At 72.5% G+C, this 18,861-nt stretch carries 12 protein-coding genes; 7 read left to right on the top strand and 5 right to left on the bottom strand.

The genetic code is table 11. The features are described from left to right. Positions 1-32 precede the first annotated feature (32 nt). The 5 genes from PPSIR1_RS14825 to PPSIR1_RS14805 all read left to right on the top strand — a co-directional run bounded on the left by PPSIR1_RS14825 (position 33) and on the right by PPSIR1_RS14805 (position 6,006). A complete protein-coding gene (locus tag PPSIR1_RS14825; protein ID WP_006971890.1) occupies positions 33-1,142 on the top strand; it encodes an RAD55 family ATPase in 1,110 nt (369 codons plus the stop codon). A 152-nt stretch (positions 1,143-1,294) separates the two neighbouring features. After that, on the top strand, positions 1,295-2,857 hold the full coding sequence (locus PPSIR1_RS14820; RefSeq protein ID WP_006971889.1) for a hypothetical protein: 1,563 nt from the start codon (positions 1,295-1,297) through the stop codon (positions 2,855-2,857). After that, complete coding sequence (locus PPSIR1_RS14815; protein ID WP_006971888.1) at positions 2,854-4,149, top strand: metallophosphoesterase family protein; 1,296 nt, start codon at positions 2,854-2,856, stop codon at positions 4,147-4,149. Before PPSIR1_RS14820 ends, PPSIR1_RS14815 begins: the two co-directional genes overlap by 4 nt. Before the next feature lie 139 nt (positions 4,150-4,288). After that, complete coding sequence (locus PPSIR1_RS14810; RefSeq protein WP_006971887.1) at positions 4,289-5,413, top strand: hypothetical protein; 1,125 nt, start codon at positions 4,289-4,291, stop codon at positions 5,411-5,413. 65 nt (positions 5,414-5,478) lie between these two features. Next, on the top strand, positions 5,479-6,006 hold the full coding sequence (locus PPSIR1_RS14805; protein ID WP_006971886.1) for a hypothetical protein: 528 nt from the start codon (positions 5,479-5,481) through the stop codon (positions 6,004-6,006). On the opposite strand, the gene PPSIR1_RS14800 is transcribed toward PPSIR1_RS14805, so the two are convergent. From PPSIR1_RS14800 to PPSIR1_RS14785, 4 genes are all read right to left on the bottom strand, one after another. Beyond that, positions 6,003-6,881 carry a hypothetical protein gene (locus PPSIR1_RS14800; protein ID WP_006971885.1) on the bottom strand — a complete coding sequence of 293 codons (879 nt, stop codon included), beginning with the start codon at positions 6,879-6,881 and terminating at the stop codon, positions 6,003-6,005. The genes PPSIR1_RS14805 and PPSIR1_RS14800 overlap by 4 nt on opposite strands. Before the next feature lie 49 nt (positions 6,882-6,930). Beyond that, positions 6,931-8,400, bottom strand: a complete 1,470-nt coding sequence (locus PPSIR1_RS14795) for a hypothetical protein (protein ID WP_006971884.1) — start codon at positions 8,398-8,400, stop codon at positions 6,931-6,933. 99 nt (positions 8,401-8,499) lie between these two features. Next, positions 8,500-9,027 (bottom strand): hypothetical protein, encoded by a 528-nt coding sequence (locus PPSIR1_RS14790; RefSeq protein WP_006971883.1) that lies wholly within the window; start codon positions 9,025-9,027, stop codon positions 8,500-8,502. 13 nt (positions 9,028-9,040) lie between these two features. Further along, on the bottom strand, positions 9,041-10,087 hold the full coding sequence (locus PPSIR1_RS14785) for an AraC family transcriptional regulator (RefSeq protein WP_006971882.1): 1,047 nt from the start codon (positions 10,085-10,087) through the stop codon (positions 9,041-9,043). Positions 10,088-10,194: 107 nt separating this feature from the next. Between PPSIR1_RS14785 and PPSIR1_RS14780 the strand changes: the two genes are divergently transcribed. Together PPSIR1_RS14780 and PPSIR1_RS14775 are read left to right on the top strand one after the other, a co-directional pair. After that, the gene (locus PPSIR1_RS14780; protein ID WP_006971881.1) at positions 10,195-11,016 is read left to right on the top strand and encodes an enoyl-CoA hydratase/isomerase family protein; all 822 of its coding nucleotides are present in this window, start codon (positions 10,195-10,197) and stop codon (positions 11,014-11,016) included. 144 nt (positions 11,017-11,160) lie between these two features. Next, a complete protein-coding gene (locus PPSIR1_RS14775) occupies positions 11,161-16,938 on the top strand; it encodes a protein kinase domain-containing protein (protein WP_198154516.1) in 5,778 nt (1,925 codons plus the stop codon). Here the strand turns inward: PPSIR1_RS14775 and PPSIR1_RS14770 are convergent. Further along, positions 16,917-18,827, bottom strand: coding sequence for a hypothetical protein (locus PPSIR1_RS14770; RefSeq protein WP_157595560.1), 1,911 nt, complete (start codon positions 18,825-18,827; stop codon positions 16,917-16,919). The genes PPSIR1_RS14775 and PPSIR1_RS14770 overlap by 22 nt on opposite strands. Positions 18,828-18,861: the final 34 nt, after the last annotated feature.

Raw genomic sequence — 18,861 nt, 5'->3', positions numbered from 1 at the left:
CCATCCGACCTTCGCGAGCGAGCCCCACCGACATGTCCAACGACAATCAAAATCCGCAGATGCCCGGCATGAACCCCCAGATGCAAGGCCAGATGCAAGGCCAGATGCCAAACCAGATGATGGGCCAGATGGGCGGCATGAACCCCCAGATGATGGGCGGCATGAACCCCATGATGATGCAGATGATGCAGATGATGGGGCAGATGGGCGGCGGCATGGGCATGGCGCCCCAGTTCGACCCGGCCGCCGCGCCCTTCCAGGGTGACCTCGCCCAGGACGAGGACGCCGGCCTCGACGCCGACATCATCCGCCCGGCCACCTTCGACGATCTCATCCGCAAGCAAGAGCCCCTGGCCACGGGCACCGTGCTCGACTACCTGTGCCTGAGCGAGGACAGCAAGACCAGCCTCGGCGGCCTGCCCAAGGGCTGCACCATGGCTCTGGTCGGCCCGCCCGGGAAGGGCAAGACCCGGACCACCCTCGGCACCCTCGCGCGCGTGGCCCAGACCGGGATCAAGTGCGCCTTCGTCGTGGCCGAGGAGGGCTTCCACGACAAGGCCGGCTCGGGCCGCGACGACCTCGGCTCGCGCATGGCCAAGATCGGCATGGCGGCCACGGGCCTGAGCGCCGAGGACTTCCGCACCCAGGTGCTCGAGAACATGTGGGTGATCGAGTCGCAGTACCACCGCGGCCAGAGCTGGGACGACTTCATCGCCAAGTACCGCTACCTCGTCGAGAAGGCCGGCATCGGCTTCGTGGTCATCGACTCCCTCAACATGCTCGACCCGAGCCGGAGCAAGACCGCCGACCACCTGAGCACGCTCAAGACCTACAACCACGAGCAGGGCGTGACCTGCCTGTGCGTCGGCCAGATCAAGGACACCGGCGCGCCCGTGGGCGGCGAGGCCATGGTCCACACCGCCGACGCCGTGTTCCTCATCGAGGAGATGGGCCTGACCTCCAAGGACATGGCCTCGGAGTGGGGCGGCAAGTACCGCGAGCGCATCGACGTCGTCCGCTCGGTCAAGTGCGTGTCGGCGCCGACCTTCCCCCACCCGATCCGCATCGAGCAGGGGCCCACGGGCGAGCTCGGCGTGTCGGACAAGCAGCCCGACGACAAGGCCGTGCTGCCCCTCCCCTGAGGCCACCGAGGCCCCGATGAACCCTGCGCCCTCGAAGGCGCAGGCCCTCGCGCCCTCGTCGAGCCCGCTCGCAGCTGGACCCCAGCTCCAGTCGCAGCGGGCTCGACACGCCCTCGGGCGCAGTCTCCCGCCCTCCCCGTGGAACCCTGGTCATGATCAACTGGTGCCTCGTGTTGCTGTTGGGCCTCGCGCCCCCGAGCTCAGACGCCGCTGGCGACGCTGCCGACGAGGCGCCCGCCGACGCGCCCCTCGAGACCCCGCCGGCGGAGTCAGCGGAGAGCCCCGCGCCGCCCGAGTCCGCTCCAGAGCCCGAATCCGCTCCAGAGCCCGCGCCCGACCCGGTCGAGATCGAAGCGCCCGAGCCCCCAATAAAAACGCCCGAGCCCGAAACCGAGCCTGAGCCCGAAACCGAGCCCGAGCCCGAGCCCGAGCCCGAGCCCGAGCCCAGCGAGGGTGCCGAGGCAACCGACGCGCCCGAGCCTCCCCCGCCCTCCCTCGACCCCAACAACCCCCCGGTGCTGCCCCCCGACGCCGCCGGGCGCCGCCTGCATCGCTGCCTGCCCGGCGTCGAGCCGTGCCTCCTGACCACCCAGCGCCGCCTCTACCTCGCGACGGGCGGCATCCTGGTCGCGGGCGCAGCCACCTACCTGATCTACAACGCCAGCGACCGCAACAAGGTCGGCGATCCGGGCGTGAGCCTCATCGGCGGGGGGCTCGTGGCCGTGAGCTCGGCGGTCATCGGCGGCGCGGCGGCCCTCCTCGGCGACGACGGGCCCGCCATCTACGACCGCCTCTACACCCCGACCATGAGCCTGAGCGTGGGGCCCGGGGGCTCGGGCACCACGGACGAGAGCGTCCCCTACTCCCTGTCCGGCTCCTTGGCGCCGACCCTGGCCTTCCCCCGCAACCTCGGGCGCCTGCGCCTGGTCAGCTCCGTGGGCGGCGACCTGGGCAGCTCCCTGGACCGCGACCCCCGGCCGCAGACCGCCCTCGACCCCAACGGGGTCGGCAACGGCGCGGGCGGCAACTTCGACTCGGCCCTCGAGATCCAGGGCCTCGACGTCGAGCTCGGCCTCGACCTCGCCATGCGCCTGCCCCCGCGTCGCCGCCGGGGCCAGACCCGGGCCGAGGCCCGAGCGCTGCGCGGCCCGGACCAGTTCCGCTCCTTCGAGCTGCGCTACAAGCCGCTGTTCTTCATCCAGCGCGACCAGCTGAACCTCGCCGGCGGGGAGCAGCGCGTCAGTCAGCGCGTCTCGTTGACCCCGCTCAACGTCGGCGCCCGCTGGCAGGTCTCTCCACGCCAACGCTTCACCTTCTACCTCGGGCCGCGCTGGGACATGGTCGGCTACGGACAGCCCGGCGCCGTCCAAGGGGGCAAGCCGGCCCTCGGCCCGCTCTACAGCGAGACCTGGTTCGACCTCGACGTTCCCCTGCTGCGCCCGCACCTGGGCGGCCCCGCCGATCGCAAGACCTGGGCCGTCAGCCAGCTGACCCTCGGCTACATCCACTCGCGCCTGACCAGCCCCGGCTACAACACCGGCGCCGTCGTCGGCTTCTTCGGCCACTTCGTCGTCCAATACGCGGTCCGCTTCCGCCCGCGCGGATCCTTCGTCGCCTACCAGGTCGACGTGGGCGCGCGCGTCGGCTCAGCCCTGACCCCCTTCCTGCGCCTCGGCGTGGTCCTGCCCGACATCACCCCTGGAGCCCGACGATGATCCAGCGTCTCCACCGCCTCCGCCCCCGCCACGCCCTCATCGGCGCCGCCTCCTTGCTGGGCCTCGGCGCCCTCGGCCTGACCACCCTCGAAGGTTGCACCGAGGTCGAGTGCGCGACCCCGGACTACACCCGCGCCGAGTGCCGGGTGCTCGCCGAGAACGAGGTCGCCCGCCTGCGCAGCTCCGAAGGCGTCGAGGTCCGCTTCCAGACCGACGCCGCCGCTGAGGTCCAGGACCACTCGAGCTGGGCCGCCGAGGGGGTCGTGCGCGAGCTCGGGGAGATCGTCGAGGCCCGGGGCGCGCACATGGGCGCCTACGCCCTGAGCCTGCGCCCGGACGCGAGCTCCGAGGCCCAGGAGGTCCAGCTGCGCCTGACCAACGTCCACCCCCGCGCGCTCGTGCGCACCTTGGCGCCCGGCGGAGTCGAGCTCGTCGCGGAAGGACAGGGCACCACCCGCTCCATCACCGCGCCCGTCAGCCCGGGCCAGACCACCTGGGTCCGCGTCGAGCTCGACTGCTCGGGCTACGCGAACGGTTACCGCATCGCCGCCCTCGGCGACGTCCAGACCAACCCCACGCAGTTCGCCCGCATCCTCGAGCGCATGCAGGACGAGGCCGTCTACGCCGAGCAGGCCGGGCAGCTCTTCGTCGGCGCCGTGATGGCCGGCGACCTGACCGAGACGGCCACCGAGGAGGAGTTCATCGCCTTCGCCGAGGCCCTCGAGCCCGCGAGCTTCCCCATCGCCCTGGTCCCCGGAAACCACGACGTCTACGACGGCTACCAGCCCCACTACAACCTCGCCTTCGGCCCGGGCAACTACGCCTTCGACGTGTGCGACAGCCACCTCGCCATGCTCGACACCGGCAGCGGCAGCCTGGCCCCCTCGATCATCGGCCGCCTCCCCCAGCTGTTCGCCAAGGGCGAGCAGGCCCACTCCCTGACCGTCATGCACCACCCGCCCTACGCCGAGCTGAGCGCGGCCGGATGGAGCGACGAGGCCATGGCGATGATCATGCTCGGCGAGTTCGCCCACCAAGACGGCGACGCCGTGATCGCGGGCCACGCCCACATGCTCGACGAGTTCGACCTCAACGTCGCCGGCCGAGACATCGAGGAGATCATCGCCGGCACCGCCGGCGCGGCCCAGGGCGCCGGCCACCCCCTCTACGGCTACGTGCGCCTGACCTTCACCGGCGACACCATCGAGCGCTGCTTCGTCGAGGTGCCTACGCCGGGGGCCATCCCGGTCCAGAACACGACCAGCGACATGCCGATCTGTGACGAGGCTTAAAGTCTCCCCGCGCCATGGGCGATCGCCGATCGATGCTCCACGGCGAAACGCCAAGGCGAGCGCGCCTGCCTCCGCGAGCGTCCATGTTCCTGCGCTTCGGGCCTGGTGACGGCGCGCGAGGAGTCGTAGCGTTGGGCCGGTGCGGAGCAAGATCGAACGACTCGGGCTGTCACTGGCTGTCCTCGCCGTCACGCTGACCGGGTGCGAGCGCGACCTCGAGGCCACCGCGGAGATCGTCGGCTATGGCCCCTCCTCGGTCACCATCGAGCTCCACGCCCCCGAGGGCTCGGTGGTGCCCTACGCCGGAATGCTCGGGGCCAGCGACGACGCGATGGTCCGCGCGCGCACCGACGCCTCGGGCGTGGCCCGCTTCGAACAGAGCCTCGAGGGCTACTACCCCGAGACGCGCGCGCTCAACTTGCACGTGGCGCGCTCGTCGACGCTGACCAACGCGAGCGCCTTCATCGAGCTCACCCTCGACTACGAAGCGGGCGTCATCCAGCAGCTCCCCGAGGACGGGGCCGCCGTGCTCTCGGACCAGACCGGGACCCTCGACACCAACGGCGACGTGGAGGTGACCGTCGCGACGACCACGGGCGATCGCGTGGCGGTCGCGGGCGCGTCCATCGAGGTCGACGCGCACGGCATCGGCTCGGGCTCGGTCAACCTCCTCAGCGCCCTCGCGGCCTTGCGCGGCGACCCGAGCGAGGTCGAGGCCGAGCTCCTCGCCTTCGACGGGGACGCGCAGGTCTACGCCGGCACCTCGACCTTCGAGCTGAGCGAGGACGGCCTCGATCCTTTCCTCCAGCGCTGGCTCGAGGATCCCCCGACCGCCCAGGTCGAAGCGAGCCCGGGCATCCTGTGGCGTCCCTTCCGACCGGAGCACACCTCTCCCAAGGGGCTCGCCGCCGCGGCGAGCGACGCCACCTCGAAAGGACGGCCGCGCGCCCGCGCGTTCATCACCGTCGGGGACCCGCCGCGCTGGACGACCCGCTGGGTCGCGCGGGAGGAGACACAAGCGGTCGAGGTCCGCCGCTGCTACGGGCCCGCGATCTACGGCGTGACCCGCACCGTGACCGTGCACGACGTCGTCCGCGACGCCGTCGTCGCCGAGCGCACCTTCGAGTACTCGCGCCGCGAGGCCAAGCGCTGCAAGCCCGCCGGCGTGGTCGTGAACACCAACCGCGCCGACATCTACGTGCGCGCAGCCGACGAAGACGTCGAGGCGTGGCTCGCGGGCCTGCTGAGCGAGGAGAGCCCGTGAGCGCGGGTTTGGCCGACAGCGCACCGAGCGCGTGCTAGCTTGCCCACGGAGCGAGCTCAGGTCCCATGTCCGAGAACTACGAAGGCTGTCAAACCCCGCCCGACTGGAAACCCGAAGCCGGCAAGCTGCCGGTCATGGGCCACGACTCGCTCATGCGGCCCAAGGCCCACGGCAGCTCCGAGACCCCGGTCCAAGACCCCCTGCGCTACGGCTGCGACACCCAGCTCGCCGACCGGATCTGCAACTTCAACCGCCACTACGCCGAGCGCTCGGGCTACTTCCTGACGACCCAGTGGCTGAGCGAGGTCGACCGCAGCGGCGAGCCCACGAGCTACTACGACGCCAACTCGGGCAAGGAGCTGTTCCGGGCGCCCATCGGCCGCAGCTTCGAGGACTTCCTCGCCGAGTCCAAGGCCCACGGGTGGCCGAGCTTCCGCGACGAAGAGGTCAACTGGAACTACGTGCGGGTGCTCCCCGATGGGGAGTGCGTGTCCATCGACGGGACCCACCTCGGCCACAACATCCCCGACCGTCAGGGGCGCAACCGCTACTGCATCAACCTGGTCTCGGTCGCCGGCAGCCCCAAGCCCTAGCTCGGAGCTCGGTAGACGCCGCCGTCGACGAAGACCAGCTCGCCGACGCGCAGCGCCCCCCAGCCGCAGCCGCCGACCGCCGGCGCGATGAGCTCGCCGCCGCTGCGCACCCGCAGCGAGGGCTCGGTCGTACGCAGCGGCCCCCAGTCGCTCGCCAGCGGATCCGCGGCCAGCTCGATGGTGTGGGCCTCGAGGGGCGATTCGAGCTTCGAGCGGGTCACGGCGCCGCTGGTCCCGTCGAGCTGCAGGACCTCGTCGAGGCCAACCCGCACCGTCACGGTCCGCGAGTCTCGCCGGGCCTCGAGCGGCATGTCGGGCCGCGCGAGCACGCGCAGCTCCCCGCGGTGCAGGTCCCAGCGCTCGAGGGTCTGGGCCCGGCGCGGCTCATGGCCCGAGCGCTCGACGGGGTCGCGGGCGACGATCACGAAGCGCTGCGAGCCCAGGGCCGCGAGGCCGGCGTAGCTGTCCCAGCCCGCGTCGATGCGCGAGCCATCTCGAAGGTCCAGACGCACCATCCGGGTCACGTGGTAGGCCCCGTTGAGGGCGTCGACCACCCCCGTCGCGCCCACGGGCGGCCGCGGGGGCTCACCGGAACCATCGGAGCCGGCGCCGTGGTGCTCCTCGATGAGCAGGCGATCGTCGAGGATCTCCACGAAGGGGCCGCCCGTGAAGGTGTGGATCGGCGCGTCGGCGTCTCCGGGCGTGGGGGCCGCGACGCCCGCGGTCATCCCGCCCCACTCGCTGCACCACGCGTTGACCTGCACGACCCCGCCGCCGCGCAAACGTTGGCGGTGAGCGGCGACGCCCTCGAGCGCGATCACGGGCTCGACGAGCTCCGGAGCCAAGAGCGCGGCGACGAGCGCGAGGGCAAGCATGGCCCATGCGACGCGCCAGCACCCGCGCGTCATTCCCACGCCTGGCCCGCTAGAGGAAGTCGCCGATCGGCAGGTTCGTCGCCACGCCGTAGAGCAGCACGCACATCTCCTCGAGGCTCTGCTCCCCCACCCCGATGGTCACCGGCTCGTCGAGGCCCTGCTCGGCGAGCAGCTCGGCGACCGCGGGGTTGTCGAGGGTGTTGTCGTAGGTGCACTCGAGGCGCAGGATGTCGCCGCCTTGGATCGTCGGCAGCTCGCCCACGGGCAGGTCGATGTCGTAGAGGCGCTGCCAGTCAAAGTTCCAGTTCGGGGTCTGCAGGTAGCACAGCTCCTCGCCGTCGCGCTCGATGATGACCTTCATGTCGACGCCGATGTAGTGCATGTGGCTGCCCACGGTGAACACCTCGACGGGCGGCAGGATGCTGGGGACGGTGAGCTCGAAGACCTCGAGGTGGTCGGAGATGTCCGGCGGGATCTCGAAGATGCCGTTGCTCCCGGGCGGATCGTTGGGGCCGGGCTGCACGTTCCAGGAGCTGAACGCCGCCCCCATGACCCCGGCGTAGGCGGCCACCTCGGGCTCCTCCGTGGTCCAGCGCAGGTCGATGGAGCTCTGGTCGACCTGGTCCCCCGCGCCGGTCGGGTGGTAGTGGTAGGCCATCACGATCTTGGCGCCCACGGGCATGTAAAAGCCGACCTCGGGGGGCGTCTGCATGGGCACGCCGCCCGGGACCCAGGAGCTGATCTGGTTGCCCCCGTCGAGGCTCACGAGGCCCCCAGGACAGTCGAACATGCCGTTTTGGTCGACCATGTCGTCGGTCACGGACTCCGTGTCGATGTAGGTCAGCACGTGGTGCACGACCTCCGCGTTGTCCGGGACGATCTGCATGCCGGTGATCCACACGTCCTGCTCGTTGCCCGGGTCGACGACCATGCACTTGAAGCTGTCCTGGGTGCCGCCGACGGTGTAGGGCGCGGGGTTGACCAGGTTGACGGTCGGGTTCTCGAGCTCGAGGCTGGGCGGCTCGGGGAGCTCGACGGCGTCGGCGGGGTCGCCCTCGGGCGTGCCCAGGTCGAGCCAGTCGGCGACCAGCTGCTTTTGCTCGTCGCTGAGCCGCATGTCGTTCTTCCACCCGTGCATGGGCTGGCAGTCCTCGGTCTCCTGGGCGCCCCACGGCGGCATGGTCCCGGCCTGGACGGCGTCGTGCATCAAGGTGGCGAACGCGGAGGCCTGCCCGAATTCTTCGAGGGCGAAGGGCGCGATGCCGCCGTCGCGGTGGCAGCCCACGCAGTGCTCGTAGACCAGCGGCGCGATGTCTTCGTGCCAGTTGGGCCGCTGCGCCGCGCCGGTGTCCGAGCTCGTGTCCCCGTCGTCGGTGCCCGCCGAGGTCGAGCTCTCGCCCTCGTCGGTGTCCTCGGTCGCGTCCGTGTCGCCGATGTCGTCGTCGCCCTGCTCATCGCCGGAGGGCGGCGCCGTGCAAGCGAGGGCCCCCAGCGAAAAGAGCGCACAAACGAAGTTCATCCGGTACCGAGAGGCCACCGGAGAATTGAGCACGATTGTGCGAGGCCTCGCAATCCGCTTCTGCGAAAAATGCGGTCGTGGCTCCGCCGCCCCCCGCGCTCAACGGGCGTCTGGAGGACCCTCGCTGAAGCCCACGCCAAAGTGCTCGGCCAGGGCGTGGCCGCAAGCCCGGGCCGCGCCGAGGTCCGCAGGCGCGACGGGGAGCTCGAAGCGGAACGCGAGGTCGCCGTTGCCGTCGTTGCCGACGCCGTCCAAGCACAGCGTCCCCCCGCCCTCGTCCTGGCTCAGGCGAACCCCCGTCGCCCGCCGAAAATTCACGTGAAACAGCCGGGGCTTCCCGTCGACCACGGCCAAGGTCGCGCCCACGTCGACCCGCGCGCGGCCCTCCCCGCCCCAGGATCCGAGCACCGCCCCGCCGCGCATGGCCGCGACGCCCTCGCGCTCGCGCCGATCGACGAGCCAAAAGCCAAACGCGACGAAGGCCGCGAGCACCGCCAGCCCCCAGCCGATCATGGCCAGGTGCGGCGTTGCGATGCCCAGGCCGACGCAGCCCGCGGCGCCGCAAGCCAGCGCGACGGCCCCGACGATCCAGGGCAAGCGCGCGTGGGAGAACTCGACCGCCTGCATGGCATGGCCCCACTCAGATCCGCGGCCGCAGGCTGCGGCGGTACTGCGCCGGCGTCGACCCGCTGGTCCGCTTGAAGGCCCGCCGAAAGGCCCGCTCGTCGGAGTAGCCCAGCAAGAAGGCGACCTCCTCGACGCTCAGCCGGCGATCGGTGAGCAGCTCGCGGGCGTTGGCCTCGCGCATCTCGTCGATGAGCCCGCGCAAGGTCGTGCCCTCGGCGGCGACGTGGCGCTGGAGCGCGCGCAGGCTCATGCCCAGCTCCTTGGCCAGGGCCTCGGCCCCGTACTCCGAGCGCGTCGCCAGGCGGGCCATGGCCTCGCGCACCCCGCCGAGGCCGTCGGCCACGCGCAGGCGCTCTCGGGCCAGGTCGAGGCGCTTTTGGATGTAGGCGTAGATCTCGGGATTGCAGCTGGGCGGGCGCGCGTCCATGCGGTCGCTGCGGAACACCATGGCCAGGCGCCCGGTCTCGAAGCGCACCGGCACCCCGAAGAAGGCCTCGTAGTCCGCGGCCGGGCCGAGGGGGCGGCCGTAGAGCTCGACGCCAGCGACGGCGTCGGGCATGGCGAGCAGGTCGGTGACGAAGCGAAAGCCCAGGGCCAGGCCGACCAGCCCGCTCGCGCCCTCGTCGAGGGCGTCGTTGGGGTGGGTGAACCAGCACACCGTCTGCCCCGGGCGCAGCTCCTCGCCAAACTCGAGCTCGGACGAGAGCACCTTGCGGTAGGTGTTCATGCACGCGATCGCCTCGCGCAGGCTGTCGACGTACTGCATGCCGTAGGCGAGCGGGCCCATGTAGTCCCGCGGCGCCGCCGTGGCCATGGCCAGGGGCAAGCTGCGCTCGGGCTGGGCCGCGAGCATCAGCGGCCAGATCTTGGCGACGGTCACGTTGGGCAGGCGCGCGTCCGGATCGGTCAGCTCGGCCATGCTCAGGCCCGTGGCCGACTCGAGCTGCGCGGCCGGGATCCCGAGGGTCATCGCGAACACCGTCGTCGCCGTGACCAGGTGCCCCGACATGCCGTCCTCGAGCCGCTCGTCCCCCGCGTCCCCCGCGTCGCTGCGCGCCATGACCACAGTCTACCCTCCGCGCCAACGCCGACCCCAGCCCAGCGCTCCCTTCGCATCCCCCCAGGGCCCCCTGGAACTGCGTTGGCCCTCGGGTATGCTCCGCCGCCATGGCCTCCGAGCTGCTCCTCGAGTCCACCCGCGAGGGTGTCACGACCTTGACCATGAACAACCCCCGCCGCCTCAACGGCTGGACGGTCGAGATGATGACCGCCCTCTACGAGGCGCTGGCTCGGCTCGCGGACGCCGACGAGACCGAGGCCGTCATCCTCACCGGGGCCGACCCCTACTACTGCGCCGGGGTCAACCTCAGCGGCGTCATGCGCCCCGAGCACCCCAAGAAACTCCGCGCGTTCATCATCGAGCGCAACCGAGGCCTGTTCGACACCTTCATCAACTTCCCCAAGCCGATCATCGTCGCCGCCAACGGCCCGGCGATCGGCGCTGCGGTGACCTCGGCGACGCTGTGCGACGCCATCGTGGCGTCGGACAAGGCGACCTTCTCGACCCCCTTCGCGCGCCTGGGCATCACCCCCGAGGGCTGCTCGTCCGTGCTCTTCGCCAAGATCATGGACGCGCGCAACGCCGAGCGCATGCTCGGCGCGCAGGGCTGGAAGCCGACCGCCGCCGAGGCCTTCGCCGCCGGCTTCGTGACCGAGCTCGTCGACCACGACAAACTCCAAGACGCCGCCCACGCCCGGGCCCGCGCGGCCATCGAGGCCGGCGGCGGGCGGAGCTACCGCGGCGACATGACGCGCGAGGAGCTCCTCGCCATCAACGCCCGGGAGTCCGAGGCCCTCGCCGACGCCTTCCTCGGCAAGCCCTTCCTGCGCGCCCAGTTCGACTTTTTGTGGGGCAAGAAAAAGCGCGGGCCGGCGATGATGTTCCTGGGTTTGCTGGTCACCCGGCCGCTTTGGTCGCGGATGCTCTGACTCGACGGGGGGCGCGAACGCACCCGGCAACGACAATCGCCCCGCGCGAGCCCCCACGCCCCAAGGACGGGCGCGGTCGTGCTGCTGGGCGCACTATGATGGGGTGTGGTCCTCCCGCTCCCGGGTCATGTGACGTTGCAGCGCTTGAGCGCCTCGACGCGCGCCCAGGTCTACGCCGCGCGTCGTGAGAGCGACGGCACCTCGGTGGTCGCCAAGGTCTTCGAGCTCGAGGACGAGGCCAGCCGGGCCCGGGTCGAGCACGAGTTTGGCCTGCTGCAGGCACTGGACATCCCGGAGGTCGTGCGCGCCCGCGGCATCGAGCGCAGCGGCGATCAGCTGGTGCTCTTGCTCGACTACGTCGAGGGCCAGAACCTGGCCGAGTTCGCGGGCGGCAAGCCCATGGCCCTGCCCACCTTCCTACGCGTGGCGACGCGCCTGGCCGCGGGCCTGGCCAAGGTCCACGAGCGCCGCATCATCCACCGCGACATCAAGCCCAGCAACATCCTGATCGAGGCGGGCACGGGCAAGGTCTACATCGCCGACTTCGGCATCTCCGTGCTGCTCGAGAGCCAGCGCCGCCTGGTCCACGACCCCGACGTGATCGCCGGGACCTTGCCCTACATCTCGCCCGAGCAGACCGGCAAGACCCGGCGCGAGGTCGATCTGCGCAGCGACCTCTACTCCCTGGGCGCGACCTTTTACGAGCTGCTCACCGGCCGCCGCCCCTTCGAGACCGACATCCCCCAGCAGCTCATCCACGCCCACCTCGCCCGGCGACCGAGGCCGCCCCAGGAGCTGCGCGAGGGCCTGCCCGCGCTGCTGTCCGCGATGGTCATGAAGCTGCTCGAGAAGGCCCCCGAGCACCGCTACCAGTCGGCCCGGGGCCTGCTCGCGGACCTCGAGCGCCTCGCCGCGGCCCTCGGCCAGAACGCCGAGCCCGACTTCCCCCTGGGCTCGGCGGACTACAGCGCGACCTTGCTGATGCCCCACCAGCTCTACGGCCGCGAGCCCGAGCAGGCGGCGCTGCGCGAACACTTCGCTCGGCTCCGGGAGGCCCGCACGCCCCAGCTGCTGCTGATCAGCGGCGCGCCTGGAGAGGGCAAGTCGGCGCTGATCCGCGAGCTCGACGCGCCGATGATCGCCGAGGGCAGCACGGCCGTCCACGTCAAGTTTCAGCTCGACGCCCGGGACAGCCCCTACGCCGCGCTGCTGGCCGGGCTGAGCACCTACTTCGAGCAGCTGCTCACGCGCAGCGAGCACGCCCTGAGCCGGTGGCGAAAGCGCTTGCGCCGGGGCCTGGGCGCCGTCGCCAGCATGCTGACCGAGCGCATCCCTCCCCTCGCGCTGATCCTCGGCGAGGTCGAGGCGGCCCCCGAGCTCGATCTGGCCGAGGGCCGCAACCGCCTGCACCTCGCCTTCGAGCGCCTGTTCGCGACCCTGTCCGCCCCGGCGCCCCTGGTGGTGATCATCGACGACCTGCAGTGGAGCGAGGGCGGGACCGGAGAGCTGCTCGCGCGCCTGCTCGGCCAGTCCTCCCTCGGCGCCGTGCTGTTCATCCTCGCCTACCGCACCGGGGAGATTCGCGCGGACCACCCCGCCCTGGTGAGGGCCCGGGAGCTCGAGGCCCCGACCTTGCGCCTGGGGCCCCTCGATCGGCGCGCCGTCGAGGCCATGCTCGGCGACCTGCTCGGCCGCGACGCCGAGGCCGTCGCGCCCCTGGCCGAGCTGCTGGTCCGCAAGACCGACGCCAACCCCCTGTTCCTGCGTCAGTTCCTGGTCCACCTCGGCGAGCGCGGGCTGCTGCGGCCGAGCCTCGAGGGCTGGCGCTGGGACCTCGAGGCCATCGCCAGCGCGGGCATCCCCGACGACATCCTCGGCGTGCTCGCGTCGAAGCTCGCGCGGCTGTCGGAGACCGACCGCCACCTGCTCGCCATCGCCGGCTGCCAGGGCGCGGACTTCGAGCTCGAGCTGCTCGGGGAGGTCAGCGCCCGCGAGGGCCTGTCGCGCGCCGAGCTGATCGCGGGGCTCTACACCCTCGAGGCCGCCGGGCTGATCCACTCGCGGGGGCCGCGGACCTACGCCTTCGTCCACGATCGCTTGCAAGAGGCCGCGATCGCGGCCCTCGAGGCCGACGCCCGCGCCCTCGTCCATGCCCGCATCGCCCGGGCCCTGCTCGCCCGCGTCGACGCCGACAGCGTCCGCGACGGGGAGCGCAGCGTCAGCGATGAACAGACCTTCGCCATCGCCGATCAGCTCCAGGCCGCGCTCGCGGGCGCGCTCGATCCCGAGCAGCTCAGCGAGCAGCTCGGTCGACCGCTGACCTCGGGGCTCGACCGGTCCAGCGGGGACGACGGCGCCGTCGAGCCCTGGCTGCTGCGCGCGGGCCAGGCCGCCCTCGACGCGGGGGCGTGGAGCTCGGCGCGGCGCTACTTCGAGGACGCCGTCGGGCTGATCGAGTCGCGGCTCGCGGGCCACCCCGACGCCGCCCGCTCGGGCCGCGCGGGTCACTTTCGGGCCTACTTCGGCCGCGCCCTGGCCATCGGCCTGTCCGGCGAGACCGAGGCCGAGGCCGCGGCCTTCGAGGCCCTCGAGCGCCTCGAGCTCTCGCCCATCGAGCGGGCCAAGGTCGCCGTGCGTCGGGCCGAGATCCTGTCGATCCAGCGGCGCAACGCCGACGCCTTCGCCCTCGCGACCGCCGGCCTGCGCGAGCTCGGCGTCGACATCCCCGCCAAGGTCCACCCCGTGCGCGTGCTCGCTGCGGCGCTGCGCTCCTTCGCCCTGGTCCGCGCCGTCGAGCTCGACGCGCTCATGGCCCTGCGCCCCGTCGACGACCCCCTCGAGCTGACCCGCATCCAGCTCCTGACCATCGCCTCGCGGACCGCGTTCAGCGTCAGCGCGCCGCACTTCGCCTGGCTCCTCGCCCTGCAAGCGCGCATGCTCCTGCGCCGCGGCCACCACCCCGCCCTCGTCGACGCCTTCGCCCAGTTCGCCTACATCGTGACCGCGCTGTTCAGCTCGACCCACGGGGCGCGCCTGGGCCAGCTCGCGGTCCGCTACGCCGAGGCCCGGGCCCTGCCGCCCCAGGCGCAGTCGCGGGTCCGCTACGCCTACTCCATCTTGACGGCGCCGCGGCACCGGCCCTTCGCCGAGCTCCACCAAGAGCAGCTCGACCTGCTGCGCTACTCCCTCGAGGCCGGCGACCGCCTCAACGCGACCCAGGGCTTCGGCCCGAGCATGGGCTATCGATTGTCCTCGGGCATGCACCTGCGCGAGGTCCTCGAGGTCGCGCGCCGGGTCCAGAACCTGCCCGGGGCGGGCTCCCTGGAGCTCCTCGACCAGCCCGCGACCGCCATCGCCACCCACTTCGCGGACACCCTCAGCGCTCGAGACTGGCGCCCCGGCGTCATCCCGGGCCCCGGCTTTTACGTGCTCCAGCGCAAGGCCGCCCGGGTCGAGCGGACCAGCCTGATCCACCTCGAGAGCTACGGCTTGTGGCTGCTCGGCGAGCGCGAGCGGGCCGTCGAGCGGGCCGAGCCCATCGCCCACCGCTTCGAGCGCGACCTGGTCGGGATGTGGCTGACGGCCGAGCACGCCATGGCCAGCGCGCTGTTCGCCAGCTACCGCCACGCGCGCAGCAGCTCGGCGCGGGAGCGCTGGCGCATGCGTCGACGGATGCGCCAGCGCCTGCGGCTGCTCCGCAAGTGGGCCCGGGCCTGCGCCATCAACTACGAGCCCATGGCCGAGCTCGTCGCCGGCGAGCTCGCCCGTGTCGACGGGCGGCCCGAGCGGGCCCTCGCCCACTACGAGCGCGCCCACGCCCAGAGCGCGCGCAGCGGGGTCCACGGCCTCGCGGGGCTGGCCTGCGAGCGCCTCGCCTGCTTGGCCGAGGCCCGCGGCTGGGGCTCCCTGGCCCACGCCATGCGGGTCAGCGCCCGGCGCAGCTACGCCCGCTGGGGGGCCCAGGCCGTCGTCGCGCGCATGGACTACGAGTTCCCCGAGGTGCTCTCGGCCGAGACCCACGCGTCGATCCTCAGCACCGCGACCACGACCCTGGCGCGGACCACCTCCGAGGCCCGCGCGCCCCGGGCCCCCAACACCTCGACGACCAGCCGCATCGGGCTCCCGCCCCGCCCTCGCCTCGACACCCACCGCTCCGTGTCCGAGAGCGACCACGTCCTCGACCTCGACTCCGTGCTCGCGACCTTGCGGGCGATCGGCGAAGAGCTGCGGTTGGAAGAGGTCGTCCGCCGCGTGCTCGCCAGCGCCATCGAGAACGCGGGCGCGAGCCGGGGGCTGATCTTGCTCGAGCGCGGCGGCACCCTGGCCGTGGTCGCCGAGGGCGACACCCTGGCCACCGAAGAGACCCTCGCCGCCCCCCTCGAGCTCGAGCGCGCGGGCGATCGCCTGCCCGCCTCCGTCGCCCGCTACGTCGCCCGGACCTTGCGCCCCGAGGTCCTCGACGACGCCCGCGAGGACCCGCGCTTTTCCGTCGACCCCTACATCGTGCGCACCGGCGTGCCCTCGCTGCTGTGCACGCCCATGACCCACCGCGGCGAGCTCGTCGCGCTGATCGTGCTGGAGAACGAGCACGGGCCCCGGGCCTTCACGCGCAAGCGCGTCGAGATCCTCGACATGGTCCTCGCCCAGGCCGGCAACGCGCTCCAGAACGCGCGCCTGTTCGCCCGGCTGCAGCGCAGCGAGCAGCGCCTGCGCTCGCTCATCGACGGCGTCCCCGACAGCATCGCCGTCCTCGACCTCGACGCCAGCGTCGAGCTGGTCGACACGACCCTCGGCGCCCACGCGGGCCTCGACGAGGTGCTCGGCTCGAGCTTCGCCGGGCTCATCCACCCCGACCACCCCGAGGGCCTCGAGCGCTGGCGGCGGTGCTTCGCCGAGGTGCTCGACACCAAGGAGCTGCGCGAGCTCGAGCTGTGCCTCGCCATCCCGCCGCCGAGCTCCCCCCGCGCCCCAGCCCCAGTCCAGCCCAGCCCCCCGGAGCGCTGGACCATGGTCCGGCTCAACCCCCTGAGCCCCAACGTCCTCGGCCGCGAGGGCTCCGAGTCCGGCGCAGACTCGGGCAGCAGCGACTTCGCCCGCGTCCTCGCCGTGCTCACCGACATCCACGAGCGCCGCGTCGCCGAGCAGAGCAAGGCCGCGCTCGAGGCCAAGCTCCGCCAGCAGCAGCGCCTCGAGAGCATCGGCACCCTCGCCAGCGGCGTCGCCCACGAGATCAACAACCCCATCCAGGGCATCCGCAACTACGCCGAGCTGCTCCGCGGTGAGTCCTGCGACGAGGCCACCGTCGACGAATTCGCCCGCGAGATCATCCACGAGTCCGAGCGCGTGACGACCTTCGTCCGCGGCCTGCTGACCTTCGCGCGCCGCGAGGGCTCAGAGCAGGCCCCCGCCCTCGAGCGCGTCGCGCCCCGGGAGCTCGTCGACGCCAGCTCCTTGCTGGTCAAGACCATCCTCCGCCGCGACGGGGTCGAGCTGCGCACCCGCTTCGCGCCGGCCCTCCCCCAGGTCCCCTGCCGCCCCCAGCAGATCCAGCAGGTGCTCATGAACCTGGTCACCAACGCCCGCGACGCCCTCGTCGAGGCCGAGCTGCCCCGAGAGCGCATGACCCTCGAGCTCGAGGTCGACGCCTGCGAGCGCGAAGGGGCGACCTGGGTCCGCTTCCAGGTCCGCGACCGCGGCCCGGGCATCCCCGAGTCCGCCCGCGCCCAGCTCTTCGACCCCTTCTTCACGACCAAGGCCCGGGACAAGGGCACGGGCTTGGGCCTGGCGATCAGCCACGGCATCGCCACGGAGCACGGCGGCCGGCTGAGCTTCGAGACCGAGCTCGGCGTGGGCACCTGCTTCACCCTCGAGCTCCCGACCGAGACCCCCTGCCCCGCGCCTCAGCGCGTCGCTGGTTCGTAGCCCCAGCGCAGCTCCAGGGGCACGCGCACCGACGCCGGCTTCCCGTCGAGGGGCGCCGGGAAGCGCTGGCCCTCGAAGCTGCGGACGACACACGGCGCGGCCGCGTCCCCCGGCACGGTGCTCTCGCCCAGGGTCGCCGATTGCACCGCCCCCTCGCCGTCGAGGGCGAGCGCGACGATCAGCTGGCCGACGGGTCCCGTCTCCTCGAAGGTCCCGTCGTCCAAGCAGGCGAGCAGCCCCGACAGCCGCGCTCGGACCACCCGGTGGACGAGCAGCGCATCGACGGCGCCCTCCACCTCTGGGACGATCACGCGCACACCCAGCGCGGTCTTGGGCGGCTCGGAGTCCGCGTCCTCGTGCCCGTACCCGCGCGCCTCGTCCGAGTAGTCGAGGACCTCGCCGGGGAACACCCGCTCGGAGTGCGCGAAGCGGCCGCTGACGTAGATCGTCCCGCCAGCGGACTCGTCCTCGTGGGCGTACTCGGTGAGCAGCACGGCCTCGGGCAAGGCGCAGGCGGGGTCTTCGGCGGCCCCGCACTCGGGGCCCCGCGCGGCCACGATCGCCGCCAGCAGCTCCTGCGTCGTGATCGTGTCGTAGGCCGAGATCACCACGCGCCGCGCCTTGGGCTCGAGCGCCCGCAAGGTCTCGGCCCACTGCGCGACCGCCTCGGTCGAGCCCCGGGGGTGCTGCGCGCTCAGGTCCAGGCCGACCCGCGAGCGCAGGGTCAGGCCCGAGTTCATCAGCTCGAGGCTGAGGGTGTCCGGGGCGTAGCGGGAGTCGTGGCCGCGGTCGCCCGGCTTCACGTCGTCCAGGACGCGGTAGCCGCCCGGCGCGTGGGTGGGCACGTAGCGGTTGCGGAAGCCCTCGGGCTCGACGGCGAAGGCGTAGCGCTCGTAGCCCGCGCCCCGGGCCGAGTGCAGCACGTTGATCACCGTCGCGTAAGGGGCCGGCGCGTCGACGACGAGCACCGCCGTCCCCACCCACTCGTCCCCCGTCGCCGCTGCGGCCTCGCGGGCGCCCAGGGACCAGCGCTCGAGCTCGTCGTAGAGCTGGGGGATCAGCACGGGGTAGTCGGCCTCGTAGTCCCCGTAGGCCCGATCGCCCTCGAACACGTGGACCTGCTCTGCGTTGACGAAGATGCCGTCAGCGGCGACGCCGATGACGATCGTCTCGGCCCCGCCCCCGCGCTGCGGCTCCTGGCCCCACTCGGCCTGCCACGGCCCGCCCTGGACCTCCGGCAGGCGCAGCCCCGAGGGCCGCGTGACCCCCTGGGCCGCCGAGGCCTCGAGGCCGTAGAGGGCCCGGACCACGGGCTGGGCGCTCGCCGGCCTCAGCCCCTGGTCGAGGAACCACTGGTAGAGGGCGAAGCTCATCACGCCCGGCGTCGGCCCGAGCGCTTGGGCGTCCACGACCCCGAAGCGGTCGAACCCGCAGGTCTCGAACACCGCCTCGGCCCGGGCCTGCGCCGCGTCCCCGCGACCGACCCCGCGCAGCTTGGCCCGCGCGGGGCAGGCCTTGGCCTCGAGCGCGACGCGCTCGGCCGCGAGGGCCTCCTCGCGCGCCTTGGTCAGCGGCGTCTCGGGCATGGAGCTTTCGCGGAGAAAGCGGGTCCCCGCCTCCGCGGTGTGCATGGGATCGAAGTGGCGGCGGAAGGTCTCGGGCAAGCGCGGGCACGCGCCCTCGACCCCGGGCCAGACCTGGCGACCTCGCTCGGACACGGGGATCAGCGCGAGGCGCTCGCCCAGACGATCGAGGGCCTCGGGCTCGCAGCCGGGCGTGCTCGGGCGGCGCTCCCCCTGACACCCGCCCACGCTCAGGCCGAGACTCAGGCCCAGGCTCAGGCTCAGAGCCGCAGCGACGGCCGATCCACGCAGGCTCGCAGCTCCCACCCCCCGAGTATAGTCGGGACGACCGAGCGCGCAC

Source organism: Plesiocystis pacifica SIR-1, assembly GCF_000170895.1.
GTDB classification, from domain to species: Bacteria; Myxococcota_A; Polyangia; order Nannocystales; family Nannocystaceae; genus Plesiocystis; species Plesiocystis pacifica.
This window is presented reverse-complemented; position numbering and strand designations above follow the sequence as displayed.

What these genes read in the sequence shown, in the direction of transcription:
- PPSIR1_RS14825 (WP_006971890.1), top strand. Translation starts at nt 33, where the DNA reads ATGTCCAACGACAATCAAAATCCGCAGATGCCCGGCATGAACCCCCAG.
- PPSIR1_RS14820 (WP_006971889.1), top strand. Translation starts at nt 1,295, where the DNA reads ATGATCAACTGGTGCCTCGTGTTGCTGTTGGGCCTCGCGCCCCCGAGC.
- PPSIR1_RS14815 (WP_006971888.1), top strand. Translation starts at nt 2,854, where the DNA reads ATGATCCAGCGTCTCCACCGCCTCCGCCCCCGCCACGCCCTCATCGGC.
- PPSIR1_RS14805 (WP_006971886.1), top strand. Translation starts at nt 5,479, where the DNA reads ATGTCCGAGAACTACGAAGGCTGTCAAACCCCGCCCGACTGGAAACCC.
- PPSIR1_RS14800 (WP_006971885.1), bottom strand. Translation starts at nt 6,881, where the DNA reads ATGCTTGCCCTCGCGCTCGTCGCCGCGCTCTTGGCTCCGGAGCTCGTC.
- PPSIR1_RS14795 (WP_006971884.1), bottom strand. Translation starts at nt 8,400, where the DNA reads ATGAACTTCGTTTGTGCGCTCTTTTCGCTGGGGGCCCTCGCTTGCACG.
- PPSIR1_RS14790 (WP_006971883.1), bottom strand. Translation starts at nt 9,027, where the DNA reads ATGCAGGCGGTCGAGTTCTCCCACGCGCGCTTGCCCTGGATCGTCGGG.
- PPSIR1_RS14785 (WP_006971882.1), bottom strand. Translation starts at nt 10,087, where the DNA reads ATGGCGCGCAGCGACGCGGGGGACGCGGGGGACGAGCGGCTCGAGGAC.
- PPSIR1_RS14780 (WP_006971881.1), top strand. Translation starts at nt 10,195, where the DNA reads ATGGCCTCCGAGCTGCTCCTCGAGTCCACCCGCGAGGGTGTCACGACC.